The organism is Mesorhizobium ciceri WSM4083 (assembly GCF_000519305.1).
Lineage (GTDB): Bacteria > Pseudomonadota > Alphaproteobacteria > Rhizobiales > Rhizobiaceae > Mesorhizobium > Mesorhizobium ciceri_B.
Genome location: NZ_JAFG01000003.1, coordinates 1,029,453 through 1,056,048 on the forward strand (window position 1 = coordinate 1,029,453; position 26,596 = coordinate 1,056,048).

At 61.8% G+C, this 26,596-nt stretch carries 28 protein-coding genes; 16 read left to right on the forward strand and 12 right to left on the reverse strand.

The features are described 5' to 3' along the window. Nucleotides 1-2: 2 nt before the first annotated feature. Nucleotides 3-587: an amino acid synthesis family protein gene (locus tag MESCI2_RS0105095; protein ID WP_023809102.1), complete on the reverse strand. Its 585-nt coding sequence runs from the start codon at nt 585-587 to the stop codon at nt 3-5. Beyond that, complete coding sequence (locus MESCI2_RS0105100) at nt 584-1,168, reverse strand: amino acid synthesis family protein (RefSeq protein WP_027035624.1); 585 nt, start codon at nt 1,166-1,168, stop codon at nt 584-586. Before MESCI2_RS0105100 ends, MESCI2_RS0105095 begins: the two co-directional genes overlap by 4 nt. 254 nt (nt 1,169-1,422) lie before the next feature. Between MESCI2_RS0105100 and MESCI2_RS0105105 the strand changes: the two genes are divergently transcribed. The 6 genes from MESCI2_RS0105105 (at nt 1,423) to MESCI2_RS0105130 (ending at nt 8,073) form a co-directional block, all read left to right on the forward strand. Then, a complete protein-coding gene (locus tag MESCI2_RS0105105) occupies nt 1,423-2,427 on the forward strand; it encodes a BMP family lipoprotein (RefSeq protein ID WP_027035625.1) in 1,005 nt (334 codons plus the stop codon). Between the two features lie 136 nt (nt 2,428-2,563). Continuing rightward, nucleotides 2,564-4,093 (forward strand): ABC transporter ATP-binding protein, encoded by a 1,530-nt coding sequence (locus MESCI2_RS0105110; RefSeq protein ID WP_081738594.1) that lies wholly within the window; start codon nt 2,564-2,566, stop codon nt 4,091-4,093. Then, nucleotides 4,090-5,130, forward strand: coding sequence for an ABC transporter permease (locus MESCI2_RS0105115; RefSeq protein ID WP_027035627.1), 1,041 nt, complete (start codon nt 4,090-4,092; stop codon nt 5,128-5,130). The genes MESCI2_RS0105110 and MESCI2_RS0105115 overlap by 4 nt, the downstream gene beginning before the upstream one ends. Further along, entirely contained in the window at nt 5,118-6,104 is a 987-nt protein-coding gene (locus MESCI2_RS0105120) for an ABC transporter permease (RefSeq protein WP_027035628.1), read from the forward strand. The genes MESCI2_RS0105115 and MESCI2_RS0105120 overlap by 13 nt, the downstream gene beginning before the upstream one ends. 11 nt (nt 6,105-6,115) lie before the next feature. Further along, the gene (locus tag MESCI2_RS0105125) at nt 6,116-7,129 is read left to right on the forward strand and encodes a nucleoside hydrolase (protein ID WP_027035629.1); all 1,014 of its coding nucleotides are present in this window, start codon (nt 6,116-6,118) and stop codon (nt 7,127-7,129) included. 8 nt (nt 7,130-7,137) lie between these two features. Further along, the gene (locus tag MESCI2_RS0105130; RefSeq protein ID WP_081738619.1) at nt 7,138-8,073 is read left to right on the forward strand and encodes a nucleoside hydrolase; all 936 of its coding nucleotides are present in this window, start codon (nt 7,138-7,140) and stop codon (nt 8,071-8,073) included. A 184-nt stretch (nt 8,074-8,257) separates the two neighbouring features. On the opposite strand, the gene MESCI2_RS0105135 is transcribed toward MESCI2_RS0105130, so the two are convergent. Genes MESCI2_RS0105135 through MESCI2_RS0105155 form a run of 5 tightly spaced genes read right to left on the reverse strand, consistent with a single transcriptional unit; the run spans nt 8,258 to nt 12,719 of the window. Then, entirely contained in the window at nt 8,258-8,797 is a 540-nt protein-coding gene (locus MESCI2_RS0105135; protein WP_027035631.1) for a prepilin peptidase, read from the reverse strand. 1 nt (nt 8,798) lies between these two features. After that, entirely contained in the window at nt 8,799-9,338 is a 540-nt protein-coding gene (locus tag MESCI2_RS0105140) for a tetratricopeptide repeat protein (RefSeq protein WP_027035632.1), read from the reverse strand. Nucleotides 9,339-9,392: 54 nt separating this feature from the next. Next, complete coding sequence (locus MESCI2_RS0105145) at nt 9,393-10,343, reverse strand: type II secretion system F family protein (protein ID WP_027035633.1); 951 nt, start codon at nt 10,341-10,343, stop codon at nt 9,393-9,395. Between the two features lie 16 nt (nt 10,344-10,359). Further along, nucleotides 10,360-11,331 (reverse strand): type II secretion system F family protein, encoded by a 972-nt coding sequence (locus MESCI2_RS0105150; RefSeq protein WP_027035634.1) that lies wholly within the window; start codon nt 11,329-11,331, stop codon nt 10,360-10,362. Continuing rightward, nucleotides 11,331-12,719 (reverse strand): CpaF family protein, encoded by a 1,389-nt coding sequence (locus tag MESCI2_RS0105155; RefSeq protein WP_027035635.1) that lies wholly within the window; start codon nt 12,717-12,719, stop codon nt 11,331-11,333. The genes MESCI2_RS0105150 and MESCI2_RS0105155 overlap by 1 nt, the downstream gene beginning before the upstream one ends. Before the next feature lie 529 nt (nt 12,720-13,248). On the opposite strand from MESCI2_RS0105155, the gene MESCI2_RS01000000134295 reads away from it, so the two are divergent. The 10 genes from MESCI2_RS01000000134295 to MESCI2_RS0105205 all read left to right on the forward strand — a co-directional run bounded on the left by MESCI2_RS01000000134295 (nt 13,249) and on the right by MESCI2_RS0105205 (nt 21,431). After that, nucleotides 13,249-13,464 carry a Flp family type IVb pilin gene (locus MESCI2_RS01000000134295; protein WP_050596462.1) on the forward strand — a complete coding sequence of 72 codons (216 nt, stop codon included), beginning with the start codon at nt 13,249-13,251 and terminating at the stop codon, nt 13,462-13,464. Nucleotides 13,465-13,566: 102 nt separating this feature from the next. Next, nucleotides 13,567-14,601: a Flp pilus assembly protein CpaB gene (gene cpaB, locus MESCI2_RS0105165; RefSeq protein WP_027035636.1), complete on the forward strand. Its 1,035-nt coding sequence runs from the start codon at nt 13,567-13,569 to the stop codon at nt 14,599-14,601. Between the two features lie 54 nt (nt 14,602-14,655). Further along, nucleotides 14,656-16,104: a type II and III secretion system protein family protein gene (locus MESCI2_RS0105170; protein ID WP_027035637.1), complete on the forward strand. Its 1,449-nt coding sequence runs from the start codon at nt 14,656-14,658 to the stop codon at nt 16,102-16,104. Between the two features lie 4 nt (nt 16,105-16,108). Beyond that, nucleotides 16,109-16,378 carry a hypothetical protein gene (locus MESCI2_RS0105175; RefSeq protein WP_245270223.1) on the forward strand — a complete coding sequence of 90 codons (270 nt, stop codon included), beginning with the start codon at nt 16,109-16,111 and terminating at the stop codon, nt 16,376-16,378. Nucleotides 16,379-16,449: 71 nt separating this feature from the next. After that, complete coding sequence (locus tag MESCI2_RS0105180; RefSeq protein ID WP_081738595.1) at nt 16,450-17,985, forward strand: TadE/TadG family type IV pilus assembly protein; 1,536 nt, start codon at nt 16,450-16,452, stop codon at nt 17,983-17,985. A 7-nt stretch (nt 17,986-17,992) separates the two neighbouring features. Then, on the forward strand, nt 17,993-18,484 hold the full coding sequence (locus tag MESCI2_RS0105185) for a TadE/TadG family type IV pilus assembly protein (RefSeq protein WP_027035640.1): 492 nt from the start codon (nt 17,993-17,995) through the stop codon (nt 18,482-18,484). After that, nucleotides 18,478-19,107 (forward strand): TadE/TadG family type IV pilus assembly protein, encoded by a 630-nt coding sequence (locus MESCI2_RS0105190; RefSeq protein WP_155936578.1) that lies wholly within the window; start codon nt 18,478-18,480, stop codon nt 19,105-19,107. The genes MESCI2_RS0105185 and MESCI2_RS0105190 overlap by 7 nt, the downstream gene beginning before the upstream one ends. Then, complete coding sequence (locus MESCI2_RS0105195; RefSeq protein ID WP_024502270.1) at nt 19,104-20,267, forward strand: AAA family ATPase; 1,164 nt, start codon at nt 19,104-19,106, stop codon at nt 20,265-20,267. The genes MESCI2_RS0105190 and MESCI2_RS0105195 overlap by 4 nt, the downstream gene beginning before the upstream one ends. After that, on the forward strand, nt 20,251-20,841 hold the full coding sequence (locus tag MESCI2_RS0105200; RefSeq protein WP_027035642.1) for a L,D-transpeptidase: 591 nt from the start codon (nt 20,251-20,253) through the stop codon (nt 20,839-20,841). Before MESCI2_RS0105195 ends, MESCI2_RS0105200 begins: the two co-directional genes overlap by 17 nt. Continuing rightward, nucleotides 20,838-21,431, forward strand: coding sequence for a hypothetical protein (locus MESCI2_RS0105205; protein WP_027035643.1), 594 nt, complete (start codon nt 20,838-20,840; stop codon nt 21,429-21,431). Before MESCI2_RS0105200 ends, MESCI2_RS0105205 begins: the two co-directional genes overlap by 4 nt. A 14-nt stretch (nt 21,432-21,445) precedes the next feature. On the opposite strand, the gene MESCI2_RS0105210 is transcribed toward MESCI2_RS0105205, so the two are convergent. The 5 genes from MESCI2_RS0105210 to MESCI2_RS0105230 all read right to left on the reverse strand — a co-directional run bounded on the left by MESCI2_RS0105210 (nt 21,446) and on the right by MESCI2_RS0105230 (nt 26,447). Beyond that, on the reverse strand, nt 21,446-21,979 hold the full coding sequence (locus tag MESCI2_RS0105210) for a hypothetical protein (RefSeq protein ID WP_027035644.1): 534 nt from the start codon (nt 21,977-21,979) through the stop codon (nt 21,446-21,448). A gap of 60 nt (nt 21,980-22,039) precedes the next feature. Next, the gene (locus MESCI2_RS0105215; protein WP_245270224.1) at nt 22,040-23,020 is read right to left on the reverse strand and encodes a carbohydrate ABC transporter permease; all 981 of its coding nucleotides are present in this window, start codon (nt 23,018-23,020) and stop codon (nt 22,040-22,042) included. A 33-nt stretch (nt 23,021-23,053) separates the two neighbouring features. Further along, on the reverse strand, nt 23,054-24,349 hold the full coding sequence (locus tag MESCI2_RS0105220; RefSeq protein ID WP_081738596.1) for an extracellular solute-binding protein: 1,296 nt from the start codon (nt 24,347-24,349) through the stop codon (nt 23,054-23,056). Between the two features lie 95 nt (nt 24,350-24,444). After that, on the reverse strand, nt 24,445-25,266 hold the full coding sequence (locus tag MESCI2_RS0105225) for a carbohydrate ABC transporter permease (RefSeq protein WP_032808731.1): 822 nt from the start codon (nt 25,264-25,266) through the stop codon (nt 24,445-24,447). Nucleotides 25,267-25,271: 5 nt separating this feature from the next. Next, nucleotides 25,272-26,447: an ABC transporter ATP-binding protein gene (locus MESCI2_RS0105230; RefSeq protein WP_027035648.1), complete on the reverse strand. Its 1,176-nt coding sequence runs from the start codon at nt 26,445-26,447 to the stop codon at nt 25,272-25,274. Between the last annotated feature and the right edge of the window lie 149 nt (nt 26,448-26,596).

A 26,596-nucleotide genomic window follows, 5' to 3' on the forward strand; every position in this document is an offset into this window, starting at 1 on the left:
CGTCAGCCGACGCCGTCAATCCCGACAATCTTGTCCTTGGTCAGCCCGCCGACGCGCGGGTGCGGCCTGCCGGAATCGGTGACGGCGATAGCGACGACGATCTCGTCGGCACGCGGTGCGTCGGGAACGCGAACTTCCATGCCATCGAAATGGCTGCGCACCCGCGCCGCATCCTTGTGACCGAGCGGAATATCGAGCGGCACGCCAAGGCCGCCGCGCTTCTTCGATGAAGGAATGAGCGCGGCGCCCTTGCCGAGCACATCGCGGAACGGGGCGCCGAGCTTTGGATGAAGGATGGCGGCGGCATGTTCGAGTTCGCCATCGGCGCCGACGGCGGCGGCCTTGCCGAAGCTCTCGACCCGGTCGCCGGCAATGCCCAGAGCAGCGACGGCGCGCTTGGGCAGGATATCGCCCAAGGCTTCACCGATGGCGCTCAGTGCCGACAGGTCCTCGACGTAGGTACCCGCATAGGGGTTGCGGATCACCGCGATGGCTGCGGCACGCCGCGTCGGCGGATCGACGGGCCGCCCGCCTTCGATCCGGGTTTCCTCGACGATGGTGATGATACGGCGGATTTCCGGGTTCATCGCAAGCCGTCCTCGCCCTTGATGTCGGCGGCGGCAAGGCCGCCGACCCGTGCATGAACGCGTGCGCCGGTGGTCATCGCCAAGATGACGGCCATTTCGTCGCCGCGCGGCGCATCGGCAATGCCGATCTCGATCGCATCAAAATGGCTGCGCACATAGGAGGCGTTTATGTGCGTGATCGGGATGTCGATGCGCGTTCCGGGGCCACCGACCTTCTTGGTCGAAGGCACGATCGCCTTGGCGTTGCCGAGCAGTTCGCGCATCGCATAGCCGCCCGGATTGTGCCAGAGCGCGCCATGTTCAAGCTCGCCGGCGGCGCCGACTATGGCACCCTTGCCATAGCCTTCGATGGCCTGGCCGCCTTCACCAATGGCGTCGATCAGGCGCTGGGCCATATCGAGACCGAGCGGCTTCAGGTCTTCCATGAAGCCGGTGATCTCTTCGACATAACGTCCGGCAAAAGGGTTGGCGATGACCGCGACGACCGCGCCCCGCTTGAGCGGGCGTGCCGCGTGGGGTCCGCCCTCATGGAATATCTCTTCGACCTGAACCAGAAATTTCCTGACCACCACAGCCGGCATTGTTCGCTTCCTTCATCCCGTCGTTCATAAAAACTCGTTAGAGTATCAACAATTATGCCCATCGACATTTGTCAAGCGCAGACGTCGAGCAAGTGGGCGAAGGGCCGAGAAAACTGCATCGGATGACGATTGACAGCCTGTTAAGCCGCTCCTAAACTCATATGACCATCAACGAACTCGCCGTTGTCCCGGCGATATGTGGGGGATGGTCAAAGCGTGGCTTCAAAAGCTGAAAAAAGCTGAAGGGGAATGACATGAAAAGGGCGATCAAGAGTTTATTTCTGGCCGGCACGATGCTTGCCATTTCGTTCGGACCGGCCGCAGCACAGGCCAAGGTTTCCGTGGCCGCCATCTCGGGATATTTCGCACAGGGTTTTGGCGTTTCGATCGTCAACGGCCTCAACAAGGCCAAGACCGATTTCGGCATCGACCTCAAGCTGGTCGACACCGGCAATCGCGCGCTCGACTACCAGCAGCAGTTCGAGAATCTTGCCAAGGGCAAGCAGTACGACCTCATCTTCGTGATGGGCTGGGAGCTGGTGGACTCGCTGCAAAAGGTCAGCGCCGAATATCCTGACCAGCGCTTCGTGTTCATCGATGGCGTCCTCGACAACCCCAAGATGATCTACGCCAATTTCGCCGAGGAGCAGGGATCCTTCGTGGCCGGCGCGCTTGCCGGCATGATCGAAGCCAAGGGCACCGCCTTCGACAAGATCGGCGACGGCAAGGCGATCGGCTTTGTCGGCGGCCGCGATATTCCGGTGATCCGCAACTTCCTGGGCGGCTACGAGCAAGGCGCCAAATATGCCGCGCCCGACGTCAAGGTAAACTCCGTCTTCGCCGGAACCTTCGACGACCCGGCCAAGGGAAGCGAACTTGCCCAGGCGCTTTACGGCCAGGGCTCCGACATTGTCTACAACGTCGCCGGCCCGACGGGTGAAGGCGTGATGCAGGCAAGTGCCGCGGTCGACAAATATTCGATCGGCGTCGACATCGACATGTGCGGCTCGGCGCCGGGAAATGTGCTTGCCAGCATGCTGAAGCGCGGCGACATCGCCGTCTACACGCTGATCAAGGACGAGGTCGAGGGCCGCAAGATTACCGCCGGCACCCGCACTTTCGACCTCGCCTCGGGCGGTGTCGAGGTCAAGGTCTGCGATGATATTGCCCCAAAGATCCCCGCTGACGTGACCGCCAAGCTGGACGAGATCAAAAAGGGCATCATCGACGGCAAGATCGTGATCGCCAAGGCAAAGTAAGCCAACAACAGCGCCTCCCTCCCAAGAAAGCGCTACACTGATCCGCCGCGGCTTGCCGCGGCGGATCAGTGTCCAATCTGCGAGAGCCACGTTGTCGAACACGCCGGGGTCGCCGACCCTCCACAGCAATGCCGCGATGGCCGTCGAGTTGACTGGCATCACCAAGCGTTTTGGCGCATTCGTCGCCAATGACGGCATCGACCTTGCGGTCCGCCGCGGCGAGATCCACGCCATCATCGGCGAGAACGGTGCCGGCAAGACGACGCTGATGAACATCCTGTTCGGCCTCTTGCAGCCGGACGAAGGCTCGATCCGGCTGAACGGTGAAGCGATCGTGATCGCCGATCCGTCCGTGGCGATAAAGGCCGGCCTCGGCATGGTTCACCAGCATTTCAAGCTGGTTCCCTCGCTCTCGGTCGCCGACAACGTCTTTCTCGGTATGGAAATCCGTCGCCATGGGCTGATCGACCACGCCGCACAAATTGCGCGCACGCGCGACCTGTCGAAGCGCTTCGGCCTGCAGGTCGATCCGACCGAGCGCGTCGGGCTGCTCTCGGTCGGCATAGAACAGCGCATCGAAATCCTGAAGGTCCTGGTGCGCGGCGCGCGCACCATCATCCTCGATGAACCGACCGCCGTGCTGACGCCGCAGGAAAGCCGTGAATTGTTCCAGACACTGCGCAGCTTCGTGGCCGAGGGCATGACGGTGATCTTCATTTCGCACCACCTGGAAGAGGTGATGGAAGTGTCCGACACGGTGACGGTGCTGCGCAACGGCAGGAAGGTGGCGACCCGGCCGACGGCCGAGCTCAGCAAGGACGAGTTGGTGCATATGATGGTCGGCCGCGAGGTGAGCTTCGACCGCCGGCCGCGCGCTTCGCTGCACGGCGACGTGGTGCTCGAAGTCAAGGATCTGTGGGCGCGCGACGATCGCCTGCTGCCGGCTCTTCGCGATGCCAGTTTCACCGTCCGCTCCGGCGAGGTGGTGGGGATCGCGGGGGTGGCCGGCAATGGACAGACGGAGCTGGCGGAAGTGCTTTCGGGCTTGCGACCGGCAAGCCATGGCGGGGCGTGGCTGAAGGGCCGGAATCTCACCGCGCTCTCCCCCGCCGCGATCCGCCAGGCAGGCCTCGCCCATGTTCCAGGCGACCGCATGGTGCGTGGGGTCGATCGCAACGCTTCGATAGCTGCCAACACCCTGATGGGTCGCCAGCATCGCGCACCATGGAGCCGCGCCGGCATGCTCAACTGGAATGCCATAAATCAAAACGCCGAAACGCTGATCAAGAGCTTCGATATTCGCGCGCGCGGACCGGGCGATGCGGTCAAGCGGCTTTCGGGCGGAAACATCCAGAAGGTCGTCCTGGCACGCGAATTCACCAATGGCGCCAATTTCCTGCTGATCGACCAGCCGACGCGCGGCGTCGACATCGGCGCCCAGGAGGCCATTCATGACGAGATCATGCGCCAACGCGCCGCCGGCCGGGCGATCCTGCTGATTTCCGTGCAGCTCGACGAACTGGCCGCCCTTGCCGACCGCATCCTGGTGATGTTCAACGGGCGGATCATGGGTGAGGTCGCCGGCGATGATGCCGACGAGGAGCGCATCGGCATGATGATGGCAGGCGTGGCCGCGCCGGAATTCGCCGCGGAGACCGCATCATGAGAGACCATTTGCGTGCCGCTTCCGGCCAGGTCATTGCCATCGGCGTGGCGCTGCTGATGGGCGCGATCATCATCCTCATGGTTGGCGAAAGCCCGCTGCATGTGTTCATGACGCTGTTGCGCGGCGCCTTCGGTGACCAGGAGAAGATCGCCGGGACCTTGCTGCAGACGACGCCGATCCTGATCTGCGGTGTCGCCGCCTGCATCGGCTTGCGCGGCGGCATGTTCAACGTCGGCATCGAGGGCCAGCTGTTCCTCGGCGGTTTCGCCGCCGCGTGGGTCGGCTTTGCCATGCCCCTGCCCGCGGGCATTCACACGCTGGCAGCACTGGCGCTCGCGGTCGTGGCAGGCGCGGCCTGGGTCGCCATCCCCGCCTACTTCCGCGCCCGCTACAACACCAACGAAGTCGTCTCGACGATCCTGTCGAATTACGTGGCGGTGCTGCTCACGTCCTATTTCACCATCTTCCTGTTCAAGCGACCGGGTGGCTGGTCGGAGACGCCGCCGATCCTGGCGACATCCTATCTGCCGGAGATCTTCACCTTCTCGCGGTTGAACTGGGGCCTGGTCATTGGCCTGGTGCTGGCGGTCGGCGCAGCCCTTGTCTTCCGCTACACCAAATGGGGTTACGGCGTCACGATGGTCGGTTCGGCGCCGAAATTCGCCGAATATGGCGGCGTCAACGTGAAACGGCAGGGTTTCCTGGTCCTGCTGCTTTCGGGGGCCGTCGGTGGGCTGGCCGGCGGCGTCGAGACGCTCGGCGTCCATCACCGCTTCATGGAAGGATTTGCTCCCGGTTTCGGCTTCGACGGGCTGATCGCCGCCCTGCTCGCCAATGGCTCGCCGGTCGCCACCATCTTCACCGCACTGTTCTTCGGCGCGCTGCGCAACGGATCGCTGCTGCTCGAGGTCGATACCAGCGCGTCGCGCGAGATCATCACCGTGATCCAGGCGCTGATCATCCTCAGCGTGTCGGCCCAGGTGCTGGTGAGAAAGCGTGGCGACAGCCAGGCAGGGGAGCGGCGATGGAAATTCTAGACAAGCTCATCAACGTCGCGCTGATCGCAGCGACGCTTCGCACCACCGCGCCCATCCTTCTGGTCGCGCTTGGCGGCTCGTTCACCACCAAGGCCGGCATCTTCAACATCGGCCTCGAGGGGCAGATGCTGGTCGGCGCCTTCTTCGCCGTCCTTGGTTCGATCTGGACCGGTTCGGCGCTGGCGGGCGTCGCCTGCGGCGTCGCGGCGGCGCTCGTCTTCGCCCTGGTTTTTGCCGTCCTGGTGGTGAGCTTCAAGGCCAATGAAGTGGTCGTCGGGCTGGCGCTCAACATCCTGGCCGGCGGCATGACGATCTCGCTGATGAAAGCGATCTTCGGCACGCGTGGCTCGATCGTCGGTCACGGCATCGTCGGCCTGCCGAAAGTCCAGCTGCCCGGCGCACGCGACCTTCTCGGCTCGTGGGCGCCGCTGATCTCCGGCTTCACGCCACTCGTCTATGCCGCCTTCATCGCCGTGCCGCTGCTGGTCGTCTGCTACAACCGGACGCGGCTCGGCCTCTATATCCGCGTCGTCGGCGAGAAGCCGGAAGCCGCCGAGGCGCTCGGCATCTCGATCACCCGGGTCCGCTACATCGCATCGCTGCTGTGCGGATTGCTGGCGGGCCTCGCCGGCGCGCATCTGTCACTCGGCTACATCACCATGTTCACCGAAAACATGTCGTCGGGCCGTGGTTTCATGGCGGTGGCGATCCTGATCTTTTCCAACGGCGATCCGCTGAAGGTGCTGGCCGGCTGCCTGCTGTTCGGCTTCGCCGATGCTTTTTCGTTGCGCCTGCAGACGTTCGGCTATCCGTCCTACCTGGTTCTCACCGTCCCCTATGTCGTCGCGCTGATCGCATTGTTCGCGCTGTCCTACCGGGCGCGCCCGAGGATCATCGCGGAGACGCTGGAATCGATGCGCAAGCTGCTGTCAGTCGACAAGAACACTGAAGCCGGCGGCAAAAATCCCCAGTGAAGGAAGCCTTTATGGAACGCATAATCCTCGACGTGGATTCGGCCGGCGACGATATTCTCGCCGTGCTGTTTGCGGCGATCAATCCCAGGCTCCGGCTCGAGGGCGTGACCACCGTGACCGGTGCGGCCGGCCCGATCGAGCAGGTCACCAACGTCGTCCTCAACACGCTGACGCTCGCCGGGCGTGACGATATCCCGGTTCACGCCGGCGCGTGGCGGCCGATCGTCGGCAACGCCAAGGCCGACATGGAGGCGCCGGTGCATTTCGAAAAACGGCTCGTTGCCCGTTTCGGCGATCGCCTGAAGAAGTTCAACCCGCCGGCGCCGACGCCGGTGCGGCAAGCGACATCAGGACATGCGGTCGATTTCATCATCGGCACGGTCATGGCCAATCCGGGCGAGATCACGCTGGTGACGACCGGCCCGCTGACCAACGCGGCGATGGCGCTGTTGCAGGAGCCGGGATTGACCGGTGCACTCAAGCGGCTGATCGTGCTCGGCGGCAATTTCCAGACGCCGGGCAACATCACGCCTTTGTCGGAGTACAACATCTGGGCCGATCCGGAGGCTTCGCGCATCGTGCTCAACGCCGATGTCGAGAAGATCCTCGTGCCGCTCGACATCTGCGAAGACAACCGCGTCGCCGATTCGATGCTGACACGCGACGACATCGCCGACATGCAGGCCGTCGCCAGGGACAATCCCGTCCTTGAGATGATCGCCGACAGCTTCCCGATCTACATCGACATCTGGCGCGAATTCTTCGACCTCGTCGGGTTCCCGATGGATGACGTGATCACCGTGGCGCTGGCTTTCGATCCCGGCCTGGCGACGATGACCGAGCCGCTGTTCGCCGACGTCGTGCTCGACGGCAGGCTGGCGCGCGGCCAGACCGTCGCTTATCGCGGCCGGCAATTGCTGCCCGGCGGCGGGCCCAAGACCACCCGCATCTGCACCGGTCTGGACGGTCGGCGTTTCCTCGACGGCTTCAAGAAAACCATAGCGCGCTACGAGCGGGCGGCGTGAAAGACGAGATGATGACCAAGCCAACTCCTATCCTGTTCGACTGCGACCCCGGCCACGACGACGCCATTGCGCTGGTCATGGCGCATCGCTCGCCGGCCATCGAACTCATCGGCGTCACCACGACCTGCGGCAATGCGGAGGTCGAGAAGACGACCGCCAATGCCTTGCGCATCCTGGAGTATATCGGCGCCGGCGACGTGCCTGTCGCGCAGGGCTGCCACCGTCCGTTGGCGCGCCCGCTGGTGCTCGGCACCGCCGATGGCCCGAGCGGCCTCGAGGGCTCGCCCTACCTGCCGCAGGCGACGATCAAGCCGGTCGACCAGCATGCCGTCGATTTCCTGGCCGACAGACTGCGCGCCGCGCCCGAACCGATCCTGGTCGTGGCCACCGGCCCGCTCAGCAATATCGGCCTGATGATCCTCAAGCATCGCGACGTGCTGCCCAAGATCAAGGAACTGATCTGGATGGGCGGCGTGTTCTACCGCAAGAGCGAGATCATCACGCCGACCGAGTTCAACGCGTTCTGCGACCCCGAAGCGCTGAAGATCGTTCTGGACAGCGGCGTGCCGATCCTGATGGTCGGCCTCGACGTCACCATGCAGGTGCTGATCGAGGCGCCGCAATATGCCGAACTCGCCACCATCGACACACCGCTCGGACGGCTCGTCAACGACTGGCTGCTGTTCTACGAGAAGCTGCACCGCAACTCGATGGGCGTCGGCGGCGCCATGCACGATCCGCTGGCGCTGGCGCTGGCCATCGACCCGACCTTGGTGCGCACGCGCCCTGCCCATATCGGCGTCGACCTGTCCGGCACCTACGCCTTCGGCGCGACCATCGCCGATTACTGGGGCGAGCGCGGTGAGAAGGATAATGCCCGCATCGCTTATGAGGTCGACGCGGACCGCTTCTTCAAGCTGATGTTCGATCTGCTGCGGGACTGAACGGAACGCAAGCTGCGCTTGGCAGCGCTTCACGATAGGAATTTTTTCTTGACTCGCTGCACTCAGCTATGGTACATTTTTGCCTATGGTGCAGATTTGCGCCGTGACCCGCCGCACAGGCGGGTTTTTCGTTTGATGCGTCAGATCTCCCCCACAACAAATTCAGCCGCGCGAGATGTCAGGGTCAGTTGAGCTGGTTGAGGATTCCAGAGCTGCTCGCGACCGTCAAACTCCTGTAGATCAGGAACGCCAGCGTACAGATCGCGGCGAGTGAGATCGGCACGCCGAATGGCACCACGCCCTTGCGGTCCAGATGCTGGACGATGAGCCGAAAAGCGCCCGCGGGCAGCATGAAGGGTCTTTTCACGATCACCGCGGTTGCGAGGGCGAGAACCAGGAGCAGCACTGAAAACATTGCGAGGTCGCGGCCGCCGATCAGGAAGGGCACGACAGCCATCAGCTTGACGTCGCCGGCACCGATCTTGCGCAGAACCCAGAACGGAAGCAGCGCGATGAATAACACAAGTCCGGCCAGAGCGCTCAGTCCCATGTCCCACCACGATCCGGACTGGAGCGAAAGCAGCAACAAGCCCCCGGCGCCCAGGCAGAGCAGCAGCAGCACGTCGCGATTGGAAATCTTCTGGGTGGTGAAATCGACCCAGGCAATCCTTGCCAGCAGAGGGATGGCGAGCACCTTCAGCAGCAGGGCTTCGACGAGCAGCATACTAGCGCTCGACGTTCTGCACGCTTGACGACAAAAGCTTCAGATTGTTGGCGACGGTCGGGTCGTTGGGCGCCAGTTCGTAAGCCTTGAGGAAGTTCGAGCGTGCGTCCTGCAGCTTGCCGCGCAGCAGGTAGGAATAGCCGACATTGTTGTAATATTCGGGCGTCGCGCCGACCAGCTTGAAGGCCTTGGCATAGGCTTTGTCGGAGAGGTCGAAGCGGTGGATACGGTCGGTGCAGGCGGCCAGCCCCATCCAGGCGTTACCATCATTGGGCGCCAGTTGCGTCGCCTTGAAGAACAGCGCGCCGGCATTGCCGTAATTCTCGGCGCGGAACTGGTTCTTGGCTTCGGCAACGGCCTGGTCCGAGGCATAGTATTCGACGTCGCTGACCGTTTTCAGCCCGTCGAAAGCATCGCCAAAAGACGTTACGTCGCCTTTCGACGGCTCGTTGGTGCGAACGACACCGTCGGTGGCGTCCGTCTGGCAGCCGGCAAGCACCGCCATGAGCAGACAGGCCGCGGCCGCGATAACCCTCTTCATAAATGTGTCCCCTTGGGATCCCCGACTCACATTAGGACCGAATGATATACCAAACTAGAAGAAAATGCCCTTCATGCGAATAATGACCGGCAACATGATGACCATCAGCACGACCGGAAAGATGCACAGGCCCAGCGGGATCATCATTTTCACGGGCAGTGCGTTGGCTTTCTCTTCTGCTGTCAGAATTCTCTGTCCTCGCATTTCTTCGCTGTAGACGCGCAACGCATCCGTCAAGCTGGTGCCCAACTCTTCGGATTGGCGGAACAGTACGGCCAGGGAGCGCGCCTCTTCAAGCCCAATGCGGTCCGCAAGTTCACGCAGCCCCTCCCGCAACGGCTTGCCCGCGCGCAGTTGCAGGTTCATGATGGCAAGCTGAATGCCAAGCCATTTGTGCGTGGCGGCCAACTCGGAGCCGACCCGTTCGACCGCCGCCTCCAGGCTCATGCCGGCGTCAGCACAGGTGATCATCATGTCCATGAAGTCTGGAAACCCACGGCGATAGGTTTCCTTCTGGGAATTCTCGAAGCGATCGAGCAGAATGCTGGGAATCACTATGCATCCCAACCCTAGCAGGGCTGAGCCGGCAAAGGCGAAAAAACCGGGCAGATGCGGCGGCAACACGCGCGGCAGAAATGCGTAGGCAGCCAGAAATCCGATACACACCACGCCGAGGCGCGACAGCGTATAGATCAACGGAGCGCTCGCCTGATAGAAGCCGGCACGAAAGAGCTTGGCTTCCAGCGCGCTCGGCTCCTGCCGTTCCTTCTCCATAGTTCTGAAGTACGCGTCGACCGGCCGCTGCGCCGCGGTCTTGGCCAACTGTTCCTGACCCGCGAGCGAGCGAGGGTCGGCAGCGCCTTCGCCTATGAGGCTTTGCGCGACCAGCTTTCGCGTCTGAAAAGCCGGCAAGAAGACAAGCGCGCCAAACAGGAAAAGGGCCACCGCTGCCACGAACACGGCAGTGGAAACCAGGAAGCTTAGGTCGTTGGTAATAGAGAGCAGGTTGATGGCACGCTCCTCAAAAATCGAAAGTGACCATTCGGTACATGATGAAGTCACCCAGCAGGGCCCATATGCCGAAGCCCAAAAACACGGGCAAAATCAGCGGATCGTGCCATATCTTGCCATAGTATGACGGGGCAGCGAGTTGAAGGATCAGGAACATCACTATGGGAAACAGCGAGATAATCCAGGCTGAGATGCGCCCCTCGGACGAAAGCGCTCTGATCTTCAGCCGCAACTTCTGCCGCTCACGCAGAACCGAGGAAAGATTGGCCAGAATTTCGGTAAGATTGCCGCCGGTCTTGGACTGAATGGAGAGCGATATCGAAAGCAGATGAAGGCCTTCGAATCCCACTCGCTGAGACAGTTTTCGCACGGCTTGTTCAATGCTTAGGCCAAAGGTGATCTCGTCGGAGACGATGCCGAATTCCGTTCCCAGGGGATCGGGCATCTCGCGCGCTACAAGGCCAACCGCCACCGAGGCTGGATGTCCGGCGCGCAGCGAGCGCACGATCATGTCGAGTGCATTCGGGAGTTGCTTCGCGAATTTCTGGATTCGCTTGTTGCGGGCGCGGCGAAGCACGAGAAGGGGCAACGCGAACGCGACAACCAGAAAGACAATGAGCGCCGGCACAGCCGAGAAGCCCAGGACGAATGACAGCAGCAGCGCCAATGCCAGCCCGGCGCAGACAAAGATACCGGCGAATGTCAGGGGGTTTCCGGTGATGCCGGATTGGGTATAGAGCCTGTTCAGTCCGATCAGCCCAAAAAGAAAGTCCCCGGATTCCGTCAAACCCCGCTCGCGCAGCAGGTTTTGCAAAGTCCGTTCAGCCGGAACTTCATCGGACAGTCGCTTCAACCGACGATTGATGGCGCCGGTGGCCGCTCGGCGGCCGGCGAAGGAAAGATAGAGGGCCTCGCCGGCAAGGACGACCGACGCTGCCGCGAGTACATAGATAAAATATAGCAATGCCTGGGCGGACGGCATCAGAGCGCAACCTGCGGATTGAACGCATCTTTTGCGAAATGATGCCCAAGCGTTGCCGCTTCCGCCGCGAATCTGGGCCTGACACCGGTGGCGCGAAATTCGCCTACGATCTTGCCGTCGGCGGCGACATCACGCCGGACGAAATGATAGATCTCCTGCAGTTGCACCACATTGCCCTCCATGCCGGTGATTTCCGAGATCGATGTCACGCGCCTGCCGCCGTCGGACAGTCTTTGCGTCTGCACGATGATGTCGATGGCCGAGGCGATTTGCGCCCGAATGGATTCGTGCGTCATCGGCAGGCCGGCCATGCCCACCATCTGCTCCAGCCGCGAGATCGCATCGCGCGGCGTGTTGGCGTGGATGGTGGTCATCGAGCCCTCATGGCCGGTGTTCATCGCCTGCAGCATGTCGAAGGCTTCCTCGCCACGCACTTCGCCGACGATGATGCGGTCCGGCCGCATGCGCAGCGCGTTCTTGACCAACTCGCGCTGGCGAACCTCGCCTTTCCCTTCGACACTGGGCGGGCGCGTCTCCAGCCGGCCGACATGCGGTTGCTGCAGTTGCAGTTCCGCCGCATCCTCGATGGTAATCAGGCGTTCCCTGGACGGGATGTAACTCGACAGCGCATTGAGCAAGGTGGTCTTGCCGCTGCCGGTGCCGCCGGAAACCAGGATCGACTTGCGCGCCTGCACGGCTATGCGCAGCATGTCGATCATCGGCTGCTTGATCGAGTTGAACGCCATCAGACGCTCGAGCGAAAAGGGGTTCTTGGAGAACTTGCGGATCGACACCAGGGGACCATCCACCGAAATCGGGCGCACCGCTATGTTGACGCGCGAGCCATCTTCCAGCCGCGCATCGACCATGGGCGCCGATTCATCGACACGCCGGCCGATGGCCGAGACGATCTTGTTGATGATGCGCAGCAGATGCGCCTCGTCGCGAAAGCGGATTGCCGTTTCCTCGATCACACCACGGCGCTCGATGAAGACGCGCTTGTGCGTGTTGATCATGATATCAGCGATGGAATCGTCCTTGAGCAGCGGCTCTATCGGCCCGAGACCCAGCATCTCGTCGGCAGTGTCGCTGGTCAGTTGATCCAGCTCGCGTGCGTTCAGCGGCACGTTTCGATTGCGAACGAACTCTCGAACGATCGGACGGATCTCATTCAGGATCTCATCCTTGGAGGCGCTTTCAAGTGCGGTCAGATTGAATCGATCTATGAGGTGGCGATGAAGTTCGACCTTGAGCGTCAGAAAATCGTCGCCATGCGATTCAATATCAGCGGCCGGCGGCAGGGCTGGAGCAACAGGCAGCACCGCCAGTGGCTCGACCTTTGTCACTGCCTGATGTTCGCTTGGCCCCTTGATGAACCGCCCCAGCATAATTGCTTATACTCCCCTTGGACACGCATTAGCGGAAACTAAACGTTAACCAACGAGCGCACAAGCGCCTGGATGCCCGGCGCACAGCCATTACTTTCGACATAGTTAAGATTAAAGCCCACAAATCCCTTGTTTATTTGATGCAGAGGGCATCCAGGATTCTCCAAAGTTATCTGGGGATCTCGGACTCATCCGGCCGTGCCGCAAAAATGAGCAAAACTGCCGCTAAGCCCATAGATATAAAGGAATATGCACTATAGCTAATGCTTCCATGGTTTTGCCACATGCGCGGCCAAATTGTGAACGAATGGTTAAGGGGAGCGAAAAATGAAAAGAATCAATCCCTTGATAAGATTTGACTTTGCCATCTTCTTGCCGAATCACGTATATGAAAGTTAAGGAACCCTTAATCTCGTTTGACTCTGCGTTTTCTCGCGACCTAGGATCGAGATGACGGGGGATGCTTGGGTATGGATTTCATCCTTTGCTCTGTCTCGTCGGGTTCAAACCTCCAAAGGGAGAAATTGACATGAAGAAGCTCATGACGATGACCCGGCAGTTCCGCGACGATGAAAACGGCGCTGCCATGGTCGAATATTCCATCCTGGTCGGCATCATCGCTGCGGCATCGCTGGTAGCGGTGCTGGCGATCGGCGGCTGGGTCGGTGATCAGTTCACCGGTCTCTGCGCAAATCTTAACGGCAAGGGCGTTGATGAAACAGGGCTCGCCGCCGGAACTTGCTGATCATAACTTGAACTCCTGGATCGGGGTCGTTCGATCTCGATCCAGCTCTTTGCATTATGAAGTGACTAGCATTCGCCCTTGGGGGCGATTTGGGGTGGGAAGATGCGCGCCAATACTCTCATCATGATTGTCCTCGCCGGCGTGTTCGGGGTGATGGCGGTGGTGCTTGCCAACATCTGGCTCGCCGACCAGCGCAGTGCGATGGCGCAGTCGAATGGCGCCCAGCGCGACACGGTCGTGGTGGCGGCAATGCCGCTGAAGTTCGGCGATACGCTAAGCGCCGACAAACTGCGGGAAATTCCCTGGCCGGCGGGCGCGTTACCGGCAGGCGCTTTCAAGACGACAAAGGATGCCCTGGCCGGCGAAGGCACAAGGCAGGCGCTTCAGGCGATCAGTGTAAATGAACCGATCCTTACCGCCAAGATCACAGGCCCTGGCCAACGCGCCACGCTTTCGGCAGTGCTCGGCGACGGCATGAAAGCTGTTTCCATCCGGGTCAATGATGTTCTCGGCGTTGCCGGCTTCGTCTTCCCCGGCGACCGGGTCGACATACTTCTAACGCGTACCGCGCGCGGCGACGATGGGGCGGACAGGAGTTTTGTCGATGTGCTGCTGCAGAGCATGAAGGTGCTCGCCATCGACCAGGTGGCCGATGTGAGCAAGGACAGCCCCACTGTCGTCAAATCAGTGACGCTCGAAGCCAGCACCAAGGATGCGCAGAAGCTGACACTGGCGGCAGGCGCCGGGCAATTGTCGCTGGCGCTGCGCCAGGCCGCCGCCAGCAAGGGCGAGACGACCGAACGCGTGACACTTTCCGACCTGACCAGCGAAACGCCGGCCGATGTCGCCGCCAGGCAGGCGGAGCTCGACAAGAAGGCTGCGGCCGAAGCAGAGGCTGCCGCCGAGCGCAAGCGCGCCGAGGACAAGATTGCCGGGCTGACCCAGGCCGTGGAAAAAGTGGGAAGCCGCCTCGACGAGCTGGGCAAGGTAAAGCCCGCTCCCGCAGCGGTGACCGCACCGCAGCCGGTCGTCAAGGAAGAAGTCAAATACGTGCCCCCCACGCCACCGGCGCGGGCAACGATCGGCGTTTTTCGGGGTGTGAAGCTCGAGACATATGACGTGCCGCGACAACCATGATAAGGTGCGGCTAATAAAACGGGGCTGCCACCGGCAGTAACTGGGGAGACGGGGATGCAGGGGTCTTGGTTGAGGATGGCGGTGGCGGCCGCGTTGCCTTGTCTGGCAGCGCTGTTGCTATCGAGCCTGGCGGCCGGCGCGGCCGACCGTTTCATCGACGTGTCGACCCCCAGCGTCCATCGCGTTTTCCTGCCGATGTCGCAATCGGTGACAATCCAGGTGAGTGCAAATCTGGGCGATATCGTCGTCGGCGACGAGAAGATCGCCGATGCACAGCCAATGACCGACCGTACGCTCTATGTCATCGGCAAGGGCGCCGGCACCACCACTGTCAATCTGTTTTCCACGGACAAGCGTTCGCTTGGCGCCCTCCAGATCGAGGTCGGCGTCGATGTCAGCGACATGGCGCAGGCGATCCGCCAGGTGGCGCCGAAGTCGCGCATCGAAATCGGCTCGGTCAATGGCAAGGTCAGGCTTGGAGGCCATGTCAAGGACGGCGCCACACTGGCGGCTATCATGGCGGTTGCGCAGCAATATGGCCCCGACGCCGTCATCAACTCCGTCATCGTCGACGACAGCCAGCAGGTCAATCTGGAAGTCCGCGTGCTGGAAGCTAAGCGGAATGCCGGCCGCGATCTCGGCGTGTCGATCAGGAGCACCAACGGCAATGGCACAACCCGTACCGGTACCGGGGTTGCTGCCGCTGACGAGGACAATGTCGTGCTCGGACCGGGGGGGCTGCTTAGCGGCCTGCTGTCGAACACCAATCCTTTCGCAGCGCTGATCACTCGCGTCATCGACAGCAACATCAAGGTCGACCTGATCATCGAAGCGCTGGAAGCCAAGGGCGTTGTGCGCACCCTGGCGAACCCAAATCTCACGACCTTGTCCGGGGAGCCGGCCAGCTTCAACGCCGGCGGCGAAGTGCCCATCCGTGTCGTCGGCAATGATGGTCAGGTAACCGTCACGTACAAGCAATTCGGCGTCAATCTGCTGTTCACGCCGGTCGTGCTCGACGACGGGAAGATCCATATGAAGCTGGCGCCGGAGGTCAGCGACCTGACCGGCTTCACCACCGCGGGCGACCCGATCTTCACCAACCGCAAACTGGACACCGTGGTCGAGTTGCGCGACGGCCAGAGCTTCGCTGTCGGCGGGCTTCTGTCCAGCAAGACCACCAAGCTGCAGGAGCAGGTCCCGTGGCTCGGCCAGGTGCCGGTCATCGGCACGCTGTTCCGGAATTCGAGCAACCAGAAGGAAGAGACCGAGCTGGTCGTCATCGTCACGCCGCACATCGTGCGGCCGGTGAAGCCCGGCGAGCAGCTGGCGACGCCGTTCGACAAGACGCGGCCCGCCAACGATCCGGAATTCTTCGTGCTCGGCCAGCTTGAAGTGACCAAGGACATGGTCCGCAAATATGAACTGGGCGAAGGCGTCACCGGCCCCTATGGCCACATGCTCGACTTCAAATCGAAGGACAAGATGCTCTATGTCAAGAAATAGCGCCTTGATCCTCCTTCTGTGCGCCAGCGCGCTATCGGGCTGCGCCGCGGACTATCTGAACCATTACGATTCGGTGACCCTGGCCGCCGGCGACACGCAGAAATACAATTCGATGCTGCAGACGGTCGACCCGCTCAATCCGGCGTCCCGAAACACACATATCGAAGGCGACGGCGCACGCGCCGCTGCCGTTGCCCAGGCCTACAAATATCCACCACCACCACCACCACCACCGGCGATCACGGTCAATGTCGGCGGTGCAAAAACGCAGTGAACTGAACGGAAGGATGCGGAGGGCGCCGGGCATGCGAGGGGCCCTGGCGCAGGAAAGCAGAGAGTAAGGTCATGTTGGGGACCATTCGTGCCTTCTGGAACGATCAACGCGGCATAGCGATGATCCTCGTGGCTATCATGTTGCCCGTGCTTATCGGCTTCGCCGTGCTGGCAATCGATATGAGCCGGGCCAACGGACTGCATAACGATCTGCAGAAAGGTGTCGATGCGCTTGCGCTTGCGACCGCTGCGGAACTGGATGGTAGAGCAGATTCGATCACGCGAGCCAATCTGGCGAAGGCCACCCTACTCACCAACAAAACCAAGTTTTCGACATCTGACGATCCTACCTCTCACGACCACACGCTCGCCGTGGCTGATGTGACGGTCACATATCTGACCGGAATACCTGCCGACGACAGCATCACTTTGAGTGCCGCTGGTGTCGACGCCAATGGCGTCAACTGGGCAAGCACCGACCCCAAAGCGGTGACATTCTCCCTGGTGACAGTGAACGCTTCTGGCTTGGCGGACGGTGCCGGTGCTTTTGCGACAATCTTTCCGGCTAGCTTTATCGGCAGCAACGACACTATCGACATCCAGCCGCAGGCCGTGGCCGGCTTTGTCCAGTCGATCTGCGAAACGGTGCCAATCTTCATGTGCAATCCGTTCGAGACCAACGACCCGTTGACCAGCAAGACGATCCAGCAAGCGTTCGCTTCGGGCGACACCTATAGCCGAGAATTCCGTATCCTAAAGGTCGACAGCAACCCCGGTCCCGGCAACTTTGGCCTGCTGGAAAACGGTCTGACCTCGATACAGGAGGGAATGGCCAAGGGGACCGCCGGCACCTGCTACAGCCGCACTTCGCTGACCACGAAAACGGGTGTCACCTTGGGTCAGGTCAATACTGGTCTCAATGTCCGGTTCGATCTCTATCAGGGCAATCTGAAAAACAACAAAGACCTCGGCTACCGCCCGGCGAGCAATGTCCGCAAGGGGGCCAGCAAGAACAGCAATTGCAACAAGTTCGATGTCGCGACGGATGGTTCCGCGTTGCCTCTCCCGGATGGCACCGGCTATGACTCCGCTAAGGGCATGACGCTGCCGATCGCCGCGAATTCCTTCTGGACCGCCTACTGGGCCGCCAATCACAAGAACGCAGCGTATCCGAACCTCCCGGCGAAGACCGACCCTCTCAAGCGTAACGTCCCCGCCTCCAGGTATGACGTCTACAACTATGAAATCGCGGCCGGAATCGTGGGCGACAAATCGAAAGGGCCTTCGAACGAAGTTGGAACGCCTTCCTGCTACAAGGGGGACCTCACCAAGGCGGATCCGAGCCGCCGGCTGATGAACATGGCCATTATCGATTGCCAAGCAAACCAGGCGAAGCTGAACGGCCACACCGCAGTCCGGCCGGATGGCTATGCAAGCGTCTTCATAAACAACCCCATCCAGAAGGTGAATCCCAACGACGAGGACAATCCGGACGGTACAGGCGCCGAGAAGGCGATCAGCCTTGAGATCGTCGATGTCGATGGCGGATTTGCAAATAACACCCTTGTAGACAAAGCATTCCGCAACGAAGCCCAATTGTATCGGTAGAGTCGACATGACGAGATTGGGCAGAATCATCCAGCGGTTCCAGAGCGACCAAGGTGGCGCCGCCTTGGTAGAAGTCGCCATCACAGTTCCCTTGGTGCTGCTGCTGTCGGCGGGAGTCTTTGAGTTCTCAAACATCTTGAATACGCGGCTATTGCTGGCGGCGGGTGTGGAAGATGCGGCGCGCTATATGGCGCGCTGCAGCGACAGCACCTGGAACAATTGTGTCGCGTTGGGAAAGAACCTCGCAGTGAATGGCGCCGTCACCGGCGGCAGCGCCAGGGTCACCGGATGGACCACGGCAGAAATCACTGTGGGCAAGACCTCTACGGCGGCGGTCGACGGCAGTGGGACACAGCTTTACCTGAGCAGCACCGGCACGGTTGATGTCGTTCAAGTCAGCACTGCGCTGCCTTACAGCGGCGTCGTTTTTTGGGATTTCCTAGGTTTTGGAACGATCGACATCACCGCATCGCATCAGGAGCGTGTCGTCGGATGGTGATGGCAAGGAAATTCGGCTCGGACCTGTCTGGGACAACAATGGTCGAAATGGCCATTGCAATGCCACTGCTATTAACGCTTCTGCTCGGGTTCGTCGATTTCGGCTACGCCTTCTATCAGTGGAACGCTGGAAACAAGGCGGTGCAAGCCGGCGCAAGACTTGCGCAGATTTCTACTCCTGTCGCCATCGGGCTTCCCTCTGAGGCACTCACGCAGAGCGATTTAACTAAAGTGGGGACTGCGGTGCCGGCCGGCACGTATGATTATGTATGCACGGCAAGTGCAGCAGGCGTTGCTTGCTGCAGTATCGGTGGAGGCCTGTGCAAGCCCGAGAACGCGAACCAGGCCTCGTTCGATGCGATCTATGACGGCACCGCCAACCGTGCCGGAATGCATGACTTTCTGCCGATGCTTGAGAAATCGCAGGTGCAGATTGAATACGCCGCTTCCGGCCTCGGCTACTGGACGCGGCCCAGCGGGCCGGTGCCGACCATCACCGTCAGCATTGCCAATCATCCCTTCCAATTCTTCTTTCTGGCCGGGTTTCTCGGTTTCGGAACCATCACCATGCCCTCCATGCTGAGCACGGTCACGGGCGAAGATTTAAAGAGCACCTTCCCATGAATGCCATCAACACCAAGGTTACGCCGACCAAGCGCAAGCAGGTGGCGCTGTTTTCGTCGGATCCGAATTTCAAGCGCGATGTGGCGACGCGGCTCGATGCGCTGGCGATCTATGACGTCAGGGTTTCCGAGACGAGCGATTTTCTCAAGGGGCCGCCGGCCGACACGCGGCCGGGCATCGTCATCCTCGATCTCGGCAATGGCGAGCTGCTCGGCAGGCCCGGCATCGTCGAGGCGCGCGCGCTTTGGGCCAGCGTGCCGCTGATCGCGGTTTCCGACGAGCTGAGCTCGGAGCAGACGCGCGTTTTGGTGCGCATGAACGCCTCGGACTGGCTGCACAAGCCGCTCGACGGCAAGGAGCTGCTCAATGCGGTGACCTTCCACGACACCGGCAACCAGGGAACGAAGAGCCGGATCATCACCTTCATCAGTGCCAGCGGCGGCGCCGGCGCCACGACGCTGGCGCTGTCGGCGGCCGAATTCCTGGCGTCGAAATCAGCCGAGCGCGCGGCATCCACCTGTCTCGTCGACCTGGATTTCCAGAGCGCCAATTGCGGCGCCTATCTCAATCTGTTCAACCAGTTCGACCTTGCCGGCATCATCGGCCAGCCGGAGCGGCTCGATGTCGAGCTGATGGACGTCATCAAGCTGTCGCGCCCGTCCGGCCTCACCCTTTACGCGTTCGAGCGGCCGCAACTGCCGTTCGAGCCACATGGCAGCGATTTCGTCTTCCGGCTGCTCGATCTCGTCGCCTACCGCTTCGACGACATCGTCATCGACCTGCCCAATCTGGAAACGCCCTGGCACAATTCCGTGCTGTCGACGAGCGACGAGATCTTCATCGTCTTCGAACTCAATGTCGCTTCGCTGCGGCAAGGCAAGCGGCTCTACAAGAAGATCCGCGAGCTGCGTGGCAATGCGGTCAGCATCACGCTGGTCGCCAACAAGCACAAGCGCAAATGGTTCGGGAACCATTTTTCGCGCAGCGAGCTCGAAAAGATCTTCAAGGCGCCGCACATCAAGTCGGTGGCGCTGGACAACGCGCTCCTGACCGATGCGCTGAACAGGGCCATCCCGCCTTCCGAAGTGGATGGGCGGGCGCGCTTCAACAAGGATCTGAAGCGGATGTTCAAAGAGCGGCTCGATGATGCTGCCCGATAGATATCGGATCGCCCCGAAGCTCGCCGGCGCCTGCGTGCTCGGCGTGGCGCTGGCGCTGTCCGTCCACGACTTCGCCGAGGCGCGATCAGCGCTTTCGGAGCGGCCGCCGCTGCCGGCGATGGGACCCAGCCTGCGCAAGGCCGTTGCCTTCGCAACCGCCGAGCAGCCGGGAACGATCATCATCCGCAAGGACGAGAAGGCGCTTTACCTGGTGACCCGCCAGGGCCAGGCGCTGCGCTACCAGATCAGCGTCGGGCGCGACGGGTTCGGCTGGACCGGCACCGTCAAGGTCGGGGCGAAGACCGAATGGCCGGAGTGGCGCCCGCCGCAGGAAATGCGCGCCCGCCAGCCGGAGCTGCCGAAAATGGTGCCCGCCGGCCCCTACAATCCGCTCGGCGCAAGGGCGCTCTACCTGTCGCGGGACGGGCGCGACACGCTCTACCGCATACACGGCACCAACGACCCGTCGGGTGTCGGCTTCGATGGGACATCGGGCTGTTTTCGTCTCACCAACACGGATGTGATCGATCTTTTCAAACGCGTCGCGGTCGGCGCAAAGGTGGTGGTCCAATGACGATGATCAGCGAACCGGACATGCCGGCGATCGATATCGGAAACCAGGAACAGCGCGAACCGGTTGCCACCGAGAAATTCAGCAAGGCAAAGACGATCGGCGTCATCGTCGCCGGTGGCGCGCTTCTGATCACCGCAATCAACATGGCGGCCGCGGTCTATCTCTATCGGGGCATGAGCGACCTGCGTTTCGTCGAGGCGCGGCTGGAGCAGCTCGGCGCGTTCGAGCAGCGGATCGCGGCACGGCTCGACACGGTCAACAATGGTTTTCAGAGCCGGTTCGAGAAACTGGACAGCCAGTTGCAAGGCAGCTTCAACGAGATCGATGCCGGCATTGCCCGGCTGGGGCAGACTATGCCGGTCGCCGGCGGCGAGGCCATGCCGGGTGCGCAAGAACCGTCCGAGATCGCCACCAGCACGCTGGCGCAAGCGCCCGAAGCCCTCGACGGCGAGAGCGCGAGCGAGCCCAGCGTCATCGAGGCGCCCGCACCCAGGAGGAGAATCGCATCGGCGTCGCCCCCTGCCCCAAGCTCCAACTACCAGCGCATCCAGCAGCCCGACGGCAAGGTCTATTACCGCCGGATCAACTAGACGCGATATATGCTCTAGAGATCGCGCTGCAGCGCCAGGATGCGGATGGCCCGGACGGACCGCTCCCGCGCCTCGGTGAGGAAGGCGATGTGGCAGTAGGCACAGGCCACGATGCCAAAAAGCAGCACCAAGCTGTTCTTCAAGGTGAAATCGACCGCAAGCGAAAACTGAAGGCCGCGGGGCGAGGTGAATGCGGCAATCGTGCTCGCCGTTTCCGAATGGCTGCCGACGGCGATCATCAGCCCGGCGAAAATCAGGGCGACATGGTTGGCGAGAAAGACGAAAGCTGACCGCTTGGCGTGGCACGCTATCCAGCAGACGATCGATGCGGCGGCGAGGATGGCGGCGTCGAGAGCCATGGAGCTGCCCAGATAGACATCCACCTGCTGCCAGAACATAGCCGACAAAGGGCGCAGTTCAAGCCATAGCCACCATGCGGTGGGGCTGGCTGGATAGGCGCCCAGCAACAAGGTCGCCATGCGCTCCCCTGCCAGGACAGCCAGAATGAGAAACGGAAAGGCGAAAAGCAGAAGCGGCTGGCGTTTCATGTTCCCTCGACAATCTGCAAGCCAGGATAGGCCGTATAGATTGCTCAAGGCTTAACAACCCTACTTCCGGCCCTCACCCGATTGCGAGCGTTCGAGAACGGCGAAGAAGATCACGGTGAGCAGAAGGACGATCAGCAGCAGCACGAACGCGGCCGCCGCGCCTTCGTTGAGCGAAAGGCCGAGAAAGGCGCGGCGGTAGGCAAAGAAGCTCAGCACTTCGGTCGCATTGCCCGGCCCGCCCTTGGTCAGGACATAGGGCAGATCGTAGGTTCGGAACTCGTTGATCAGCTGGATGATGATGGTGATCGCCGCGACCGGCCGAAGCATCGGCAGGGTGATGTAGACGAATTGCTGCCAGCCGCGCGCGCCGTCCACTTCAGCCGCCTCATAGGGATCGCGCGGCAAAGCGGCGAGCCCTGCGGCGAGGATCAGCACAACGAAGGACATTTGCTGCCAGATGTCGATCGCCGCCATCGTCCAGAGCGCCATGCCTGGCGTGCCTAGCCAGTCGAGGCGCGGCAGGCCGAATGTTTCCATAAGATGATTGGCGATGCCGAGATTGGGCTGGAGCAGCATGCGCCAGATCAGGGCGACGCTGATCGGCGACATCGCCATGGGAATGGTCAGAACCGCGAAATAGACCGGCTTCATCCGGACCGTCCGGTTGAGCATCAGGGCGATGCCGAGCCCAATCACGAATTCGCCGACCACCGTCACCGCCGAATAGCGCACGGTGAGCCAGAGTGCGTTCCAGAACAGCTCATCGCCGATCATCGAGGCGAAATTCTTGAACCCGACAAGCGGCAGAAGCTGCGGCTTGATCAAGGTCATCGAGGAGATCGAGAGGATGCAGGCATAGGCCAGCGGAAAGCCCATCACGATCGCCAGCAGCAGCAGGCCGGGCAAGGCAAAGGCCCAGCCGGTCCGCCACTCGCGGCCACGGGCAGCCCATCCTTTTTTGATCGCATTGTGCATCGTAGCCGAGCCTTGGTCGGGGTGGCGTTGCTGGGTCTGGTCAAGATCCGGCGCGGCGGCTGACACCGCCGCGCCGGATCTCCTTGCCGAGCCGGACCGCTATTTGTCGAGGAGCCCCTGCAGGCCGTCGGAAGCCGCCTTCAGCGCCGCCTCCGAAGTCGCCTGGCCGCCAGCCGCCAGCGAGAGCTGGGTACCGAGCAGATCCTCATATTGCGCCGAATAGGTGAAGATCGGGAACGACTTGCCGGTCGCCACCACATCCTCGGCGGTCTTGTAGAAGGGATATTTCGCCAGCACCGCCGCATCGGCATAGACATCGCTGCGCACGGGCGCGTGGCCCTCGAGCGCACGCTTCACCGAAACCTCCTTGCTCTGCACCCACTGGATGAAGGTCCAGGCGGCTTCCTGCTCTTCCGGCGACGTGTTCTTGGGAATGCCCCAACCCCAGCCGCCGCTTTCGCCATGGCCCCCCGGCATCACCGACAGGCCAACCTTGCCGGCGACCGTCGGACACTTCACGGCATCGTCCATCTGCGGCAGCATCCACCAATAGGTGACCATGCTGAAGGCCGAACCGCTGCACATCAGGCGCATGGTGTCGTCGAGCGTCGCCGACACGGCACCCTGCTGGGCGCCATGCTGGATGTTGTCGACATAGAGATCGAGCGCCTTCTTGGCCTCTGCCGTGTCGAGGCTCGCCTTGCCGTCGGCATTGAGATAGCTGCCGCCGGCGGAGAACAGGTAATTGGAGAATTCCATGCTGTTGGGATCGCCGCGCTGGCCCTGCATCGCGGCCCCGGCGACGCCGGCATTGGCTTTCATGAATTTGGAAATCGCCACATAGTCTTCGAGCGTCGTCGGCAAAGCGAGTTCCTTGCCGGTTGCCGTCTTGTAGGCGGCCTTGAGCTTCTCGTCGCCGATCAGGTCCGTGCGGTAGAGGAGGCCCATCGAGTAGTTGTACATGGGCACCAGAAACAGCTGGTCCTTGGTTCGGCCGAGCAGGTCAAGCGTCGAGGGAATGAAGGGGCTCAGATCGTATTTGGATTTCTCGACGAAGGGTTTCAGGTCGGCCAGCCAGCCGGCCGCCGGAAATTCGCCGGCCCACAGGAAGTCGACCTCGAGCACATTGTAGTAGCTCTGCGACGCGGTCAGCTGCGACACCAGCTTGTCGTGCATGTCGGGATAGCCGATCTTCTCGAACTCGACCTTGATGCCGGTCTGCTTCTCGAATTCGGGCAACAGCGCTTCAATGATCTTGGTTTCCGGCACGTCCTCCATCAAGGCGTGCAAGGTGATGGGCTCAGCCGCCCTGGCCGGAAGCGATGCGCCGACAACAGCTGCCCCGCTCACGGCCGTCATCAGCATTTTGATCAAGGTCTGCTTGTTCCAAGTCATAACTCTCTACTCCTCTTTCCCTCTGGACGCGGCGGTGATCCCGCCACGATTTCATAACCGGCTAGCGAGCCATGTCGGCTCTCGGAGCGGCCGGCCTATTTCACGCTGCCGAACGTCAAGCCCTGGACGATGAAACGCTGGATGAAGCGGGAAGCCACGACCAGCGGCAGGATGGCAAGGACGACGCCGGCAGAAACCTTGGCGATCTGGACGCCGTTCGAGGTCTGCAACGCGGCGAGCGCAACCGGTATGGTCGCCGTCTTCGGCCCGCTCAAAACCAGGGCAAACAAAAACTCGTTCCACGCCAGGATGAAGCCGAGGACGCCGGCGGCCGCGATACCGGGCATCGACACCGGCAGCACAATGCGCCAGAAGGCGCCCCAGGCGGTCGCGCCGTCGGTCATGGCCGCCCACTCCAGATCGACTGGAATGCCTTCGAAGAAGCCCATCAGGATCCAGGTCAGGAAAGGCAGGTTGAGCGCGGCATAGACGATGATCAGCCCGGTCAGCGAATTGCTGAGCTCCAGGCTTCTGAACAGCGTGAAGGTCGGCAGCACCAGCGCCACGGGCGGCAGCATTTGCGTCGCCAGAACGGCAAAACGCGCCCACCGACCGCCCGTACGGAAGCGGGCGAAGGCATAACCGGTGGTGGCGGCAAAAGGCAATGCGAGCAGAACCGAGCCGAGCGCGACGATCAGGCTGTTGAGGTAGGACTGACCGAAGCGGCTCGACAGCAGCGCCGAATAATTGTCCGTCGTAAAGGCCGGCATCAGCTCGTTGCTGTAGGATAGCTGCTCGGGGACGAAGCTTGTCCGCAGCACCCAGAGCGGTGGCAGCAGCACGATGGCGCAAACGACAATCAGCCCGAAATGCAAGCCGAAGCGGCGACGAAAGGCCGGCCGTTCGTTTCTGTCCATGCTGGTCATCGCGTGGCCCGCATGAGGCTCGGCCGCGCGATGACCAGTTCGGTTTCGGGATCAAAGAGGTGCATCGGCAGCGGGTCGATGTAGAGTTCGACGATCGAGCCGACGGGCGCCGTGAAATAACGGCTGAGGCGGGCGGCGATCTCCAACGGCTTGTCGCCTCCGGCGGGGTGGGCATCATCCCTGCCGGTGGCCTGACCGGCAATCTGGCCGATCAGGACGTTCTCGGCGCCGAGAGCCTCGACGGTCACGACCCGTACGGCAATCTTCTGCCAGTCCGGCTTGTCGGGGCTTTCGTGGAAATCCTCGGCCCGCACGCCCAGAATGACGCGGCGCCCGACACATTCGCCATAGGCGTTGTGGTGGCGGACGGGGACGGCAAGCACGGCACCACTGTCGGTCAGGACGGAGAGCCCTTCGCCAGGTGCGGGCTGAAGCGTGGCCGGAATGAGGTTCATAGGCGGCGTCGCCAGGAAGCGCGCGACGAAGGTGTTGACCGGGTCGGCATAGACTTCGAGCGGCCGGCCTGCCTGGACCAGACGACCATCGCGCATGATGCATATGCGGTCACCCATGGTCATGGCCTCGACCTGGTCGTGCGTGACATGGACGATGGTGCGGCCGAGGCGCCGGTGCAGCTTGACGAGTTCGAGCCGCATTTCGGCACGCAGCTGCGCGTCGAGGTTGGACAGCGGCTCGTCAAGCAGGAAGGCCGCCGGTTCGCGAACGATCGCCCGACCGAGCGCGACGCGCTGCCGCTGGCCGCCCGAAAGCGCCGCCGGCTTGCGGCCGAGAAGGTTCTGCAGCCCGAGCAGGTTAGCGGCGTCCGCAATCTTGGCATCGATGACCGCTGCGTCGACGCCGCGCATCGTCAGCCCGAAGGCCATGTTCTGCCGCACCGACATATGCGGATAGAGCGCGTAGCTCTGGAACACCACGGCGACGTTGCGGTCGCGCGGCGCGACATTGGCGACGCTCTTGCCACCGATGCGGAGATCGCCGGAAGAGATACTCTCCAGGCCGGCAATCATCCGCAGCGTCGTGGACTTGCCGCATCCCGACGGGCCGAGAAAGATCACGAATTCACCGTCAGGAATGGTGAGATCGACCTCATGCACCCCGTAATTGCCATTGCCGTAGAGCTTGGAAACGCGATCGAGCTCGATAGACGCCATAGACTTTCCTCATGAACCCGTCTCGCCCGGCTGAACGCCGAAGGCCGAAGTCGAGCGAACGGTCATCTTAGAGAACAAAATATAACATTAAAAGCCTGCCTTCTGATCATATGTGTTCACTTTTTTGGATGGCGCGTGCCAGCATCAGG

Coding starts and splice junctions, on each gene's coding strand:
- MESCI2_RS0105095 (WP_023809102.1), bottom strand. CDS start 587: ATGAACCCGGAAATCCGCCGTATCATCACCATCGTCGAGGAAACCCGG.
- MESCI2_RS0105100 (WP_027035624.1), bottom strand. CDS start 1,168: ATGCCGGCTGTGGTGGTCAGGAAATTTCTGGTTCAGGTCGAAGAGATA.
- MESCI2_RS0105105 (WP_027035625.1), top strand. CDS start 1,423: ATGAAAAGGGCGATCAAGAGTTTATTTCTGGCCGGCACGATGCTTGCC.
- MESCI2_RS0105110 (WP_081738594.1), top strand. CDS start 2,564: ATGGCCGTCGAGTTGACTGGCATCACCAAGCGTTTTGGCGCATTCGTC.
- MESCI2_RS0105115 (WP_027035627.1), top strand. CDS start 4,090: ATGAGAGACCATTTGCGTGCCGCTTCCGGCCAGGTCATTGCCATCGGC.
- MESCI2_RS0105120 (WP_027035628.1), top strand. CDS start 5,118: ATGGAAATTCTAGACAAGCTCATCAACGTCGCGCTGATCGCAGCGACG.
- MESCI2_RS0105125 (WP_027035629.1), top strand. CDS start 6,116: ATGGAACGCATAATCCTCGACGTGGATTCGGCCGGCGACGATATTCTC.
- MESCI2_RS0105130 (WP_081738619.1), top strand. CDS start 7,138: ATGATGACCAAGCCAACTCCTATCCTGTTCGACTGCGACCCCGGCCAC.
- MESCI2_RS0105135 (WP_027035631.1), bottom strand. CDS start 8,797: ATGCTGCTCGTCGAAGCCCTGCTGCTGAAGGTGCTCGCCATCCCTCTG.
- MESCI2_RS0105140 (WP_027035632.1), bottom strand. CDS start 9,338: ATGAAGAGGGTTATCGCGGCCGCGGCCTGTCTGCTCATGGCGGTGCTT.
- MESCI2_RS0105150 (WP_027035634.1), bottom strand. CDS start 11,331: ATGCCGTCCGCCCAGGCATTGCTATATTTTATCTATGTACTCGCGGCA.
- MESCI2_RS0105155 (WP_027035635.1), bottom strand. CDS start 12,719: ATGCTGGGGCGGTTCATCAAGGGGCCAAGCGAACATCAGGCAGTGACA.
- MESCI2_RS01000000134295 (WP_050596462.1), top strand. CDS start 13,249: ATGAAGAAGCTCATGACGATGACCCGGCAGTTCCGCGACGATGAAAAC.
- cpaB (WP_027035636.1), top strand. CDS start 13,567: ATGCGCGCCAATACTCTCATCATGATTGTCCTCGCCGGCGTGTTCGGG.
- MESCI2_RS0105170 (WP_027035637.1), top strand. CDS start 14,656: ATGCAGGGGTCTTGGTTGAGGATGGCGGTGGCGGCCGCGTTGCCTTGT.
- MESCI2_RS0105180 (WP_081738595.1), top strand. CDS start 16,450: ATGTTGGGGACCATTCGTGCCTTCTGGAACGATCAACGCGGCATAGCG.
- MESCI2_RS0105185 (WP_027035640.1), top strand. CDS start 17,993: ATGACGAGATTGGGCAGAATCATCCAGCGGTTCCAGAGCGACCAAGGT.
- MESCI2_RS0105190 (WP_155936578.1), top strand. CDS start 18,478: ATGGTGATGGCAAGGAAATTCGGCTCGGACCTGTCTGGGACAACAATG.
- MESCI2_RS0105195 (WP_024502270.1), top strand. CDS start 19,104: ATGAATGCCATCAACACCAAGGTTACGCCGACCAAGCGCAAGCAGGTG.
- MESCI2_RS0105200 (WP_027035642.1), top strand. CDS start 20,251: ATGATGCTGCCCGATAGATATCGGATCGCCCCGAAGCTCGCCGGCGCC.
- MESCI2_RS0105205 (WP_027035643.1), top strand. CDS start 20,838: ATGACGATGATCAGCGAACCGGACATGCCGGCGATCGATATCGGAAAC.
- MESCI2_RS0105210 (WP_027035644.1), bottom strand. CDS start 21,979: ATGAAACGCCAGCCGCTTCTGCTTTTCGCCTTTCCGTTTCTCATTCTG.
- MESCI2_RS0105220 (WP_081738596.1), bottom strand. CDS start 24,349: ATGACTTGGAACAAGCAGACCTTGATCAAAATGCTGATGACGGCCGTG.
- MESCI2_RS0105225 (WP_032808731.1), bottom strand. CDS start 25,266: ATGGACAGAAACGAACGGCCGGCCTTTCGTCGCCGCTTCGGCTTGCAT.
- MESCI2_RS0105230 (WP_027035648.1), bottom strand. CDS start 26,447: ATGGCGTCTATCGAGCTCGATCGCGTTTCCAAGCTCTACGGCAATGGC.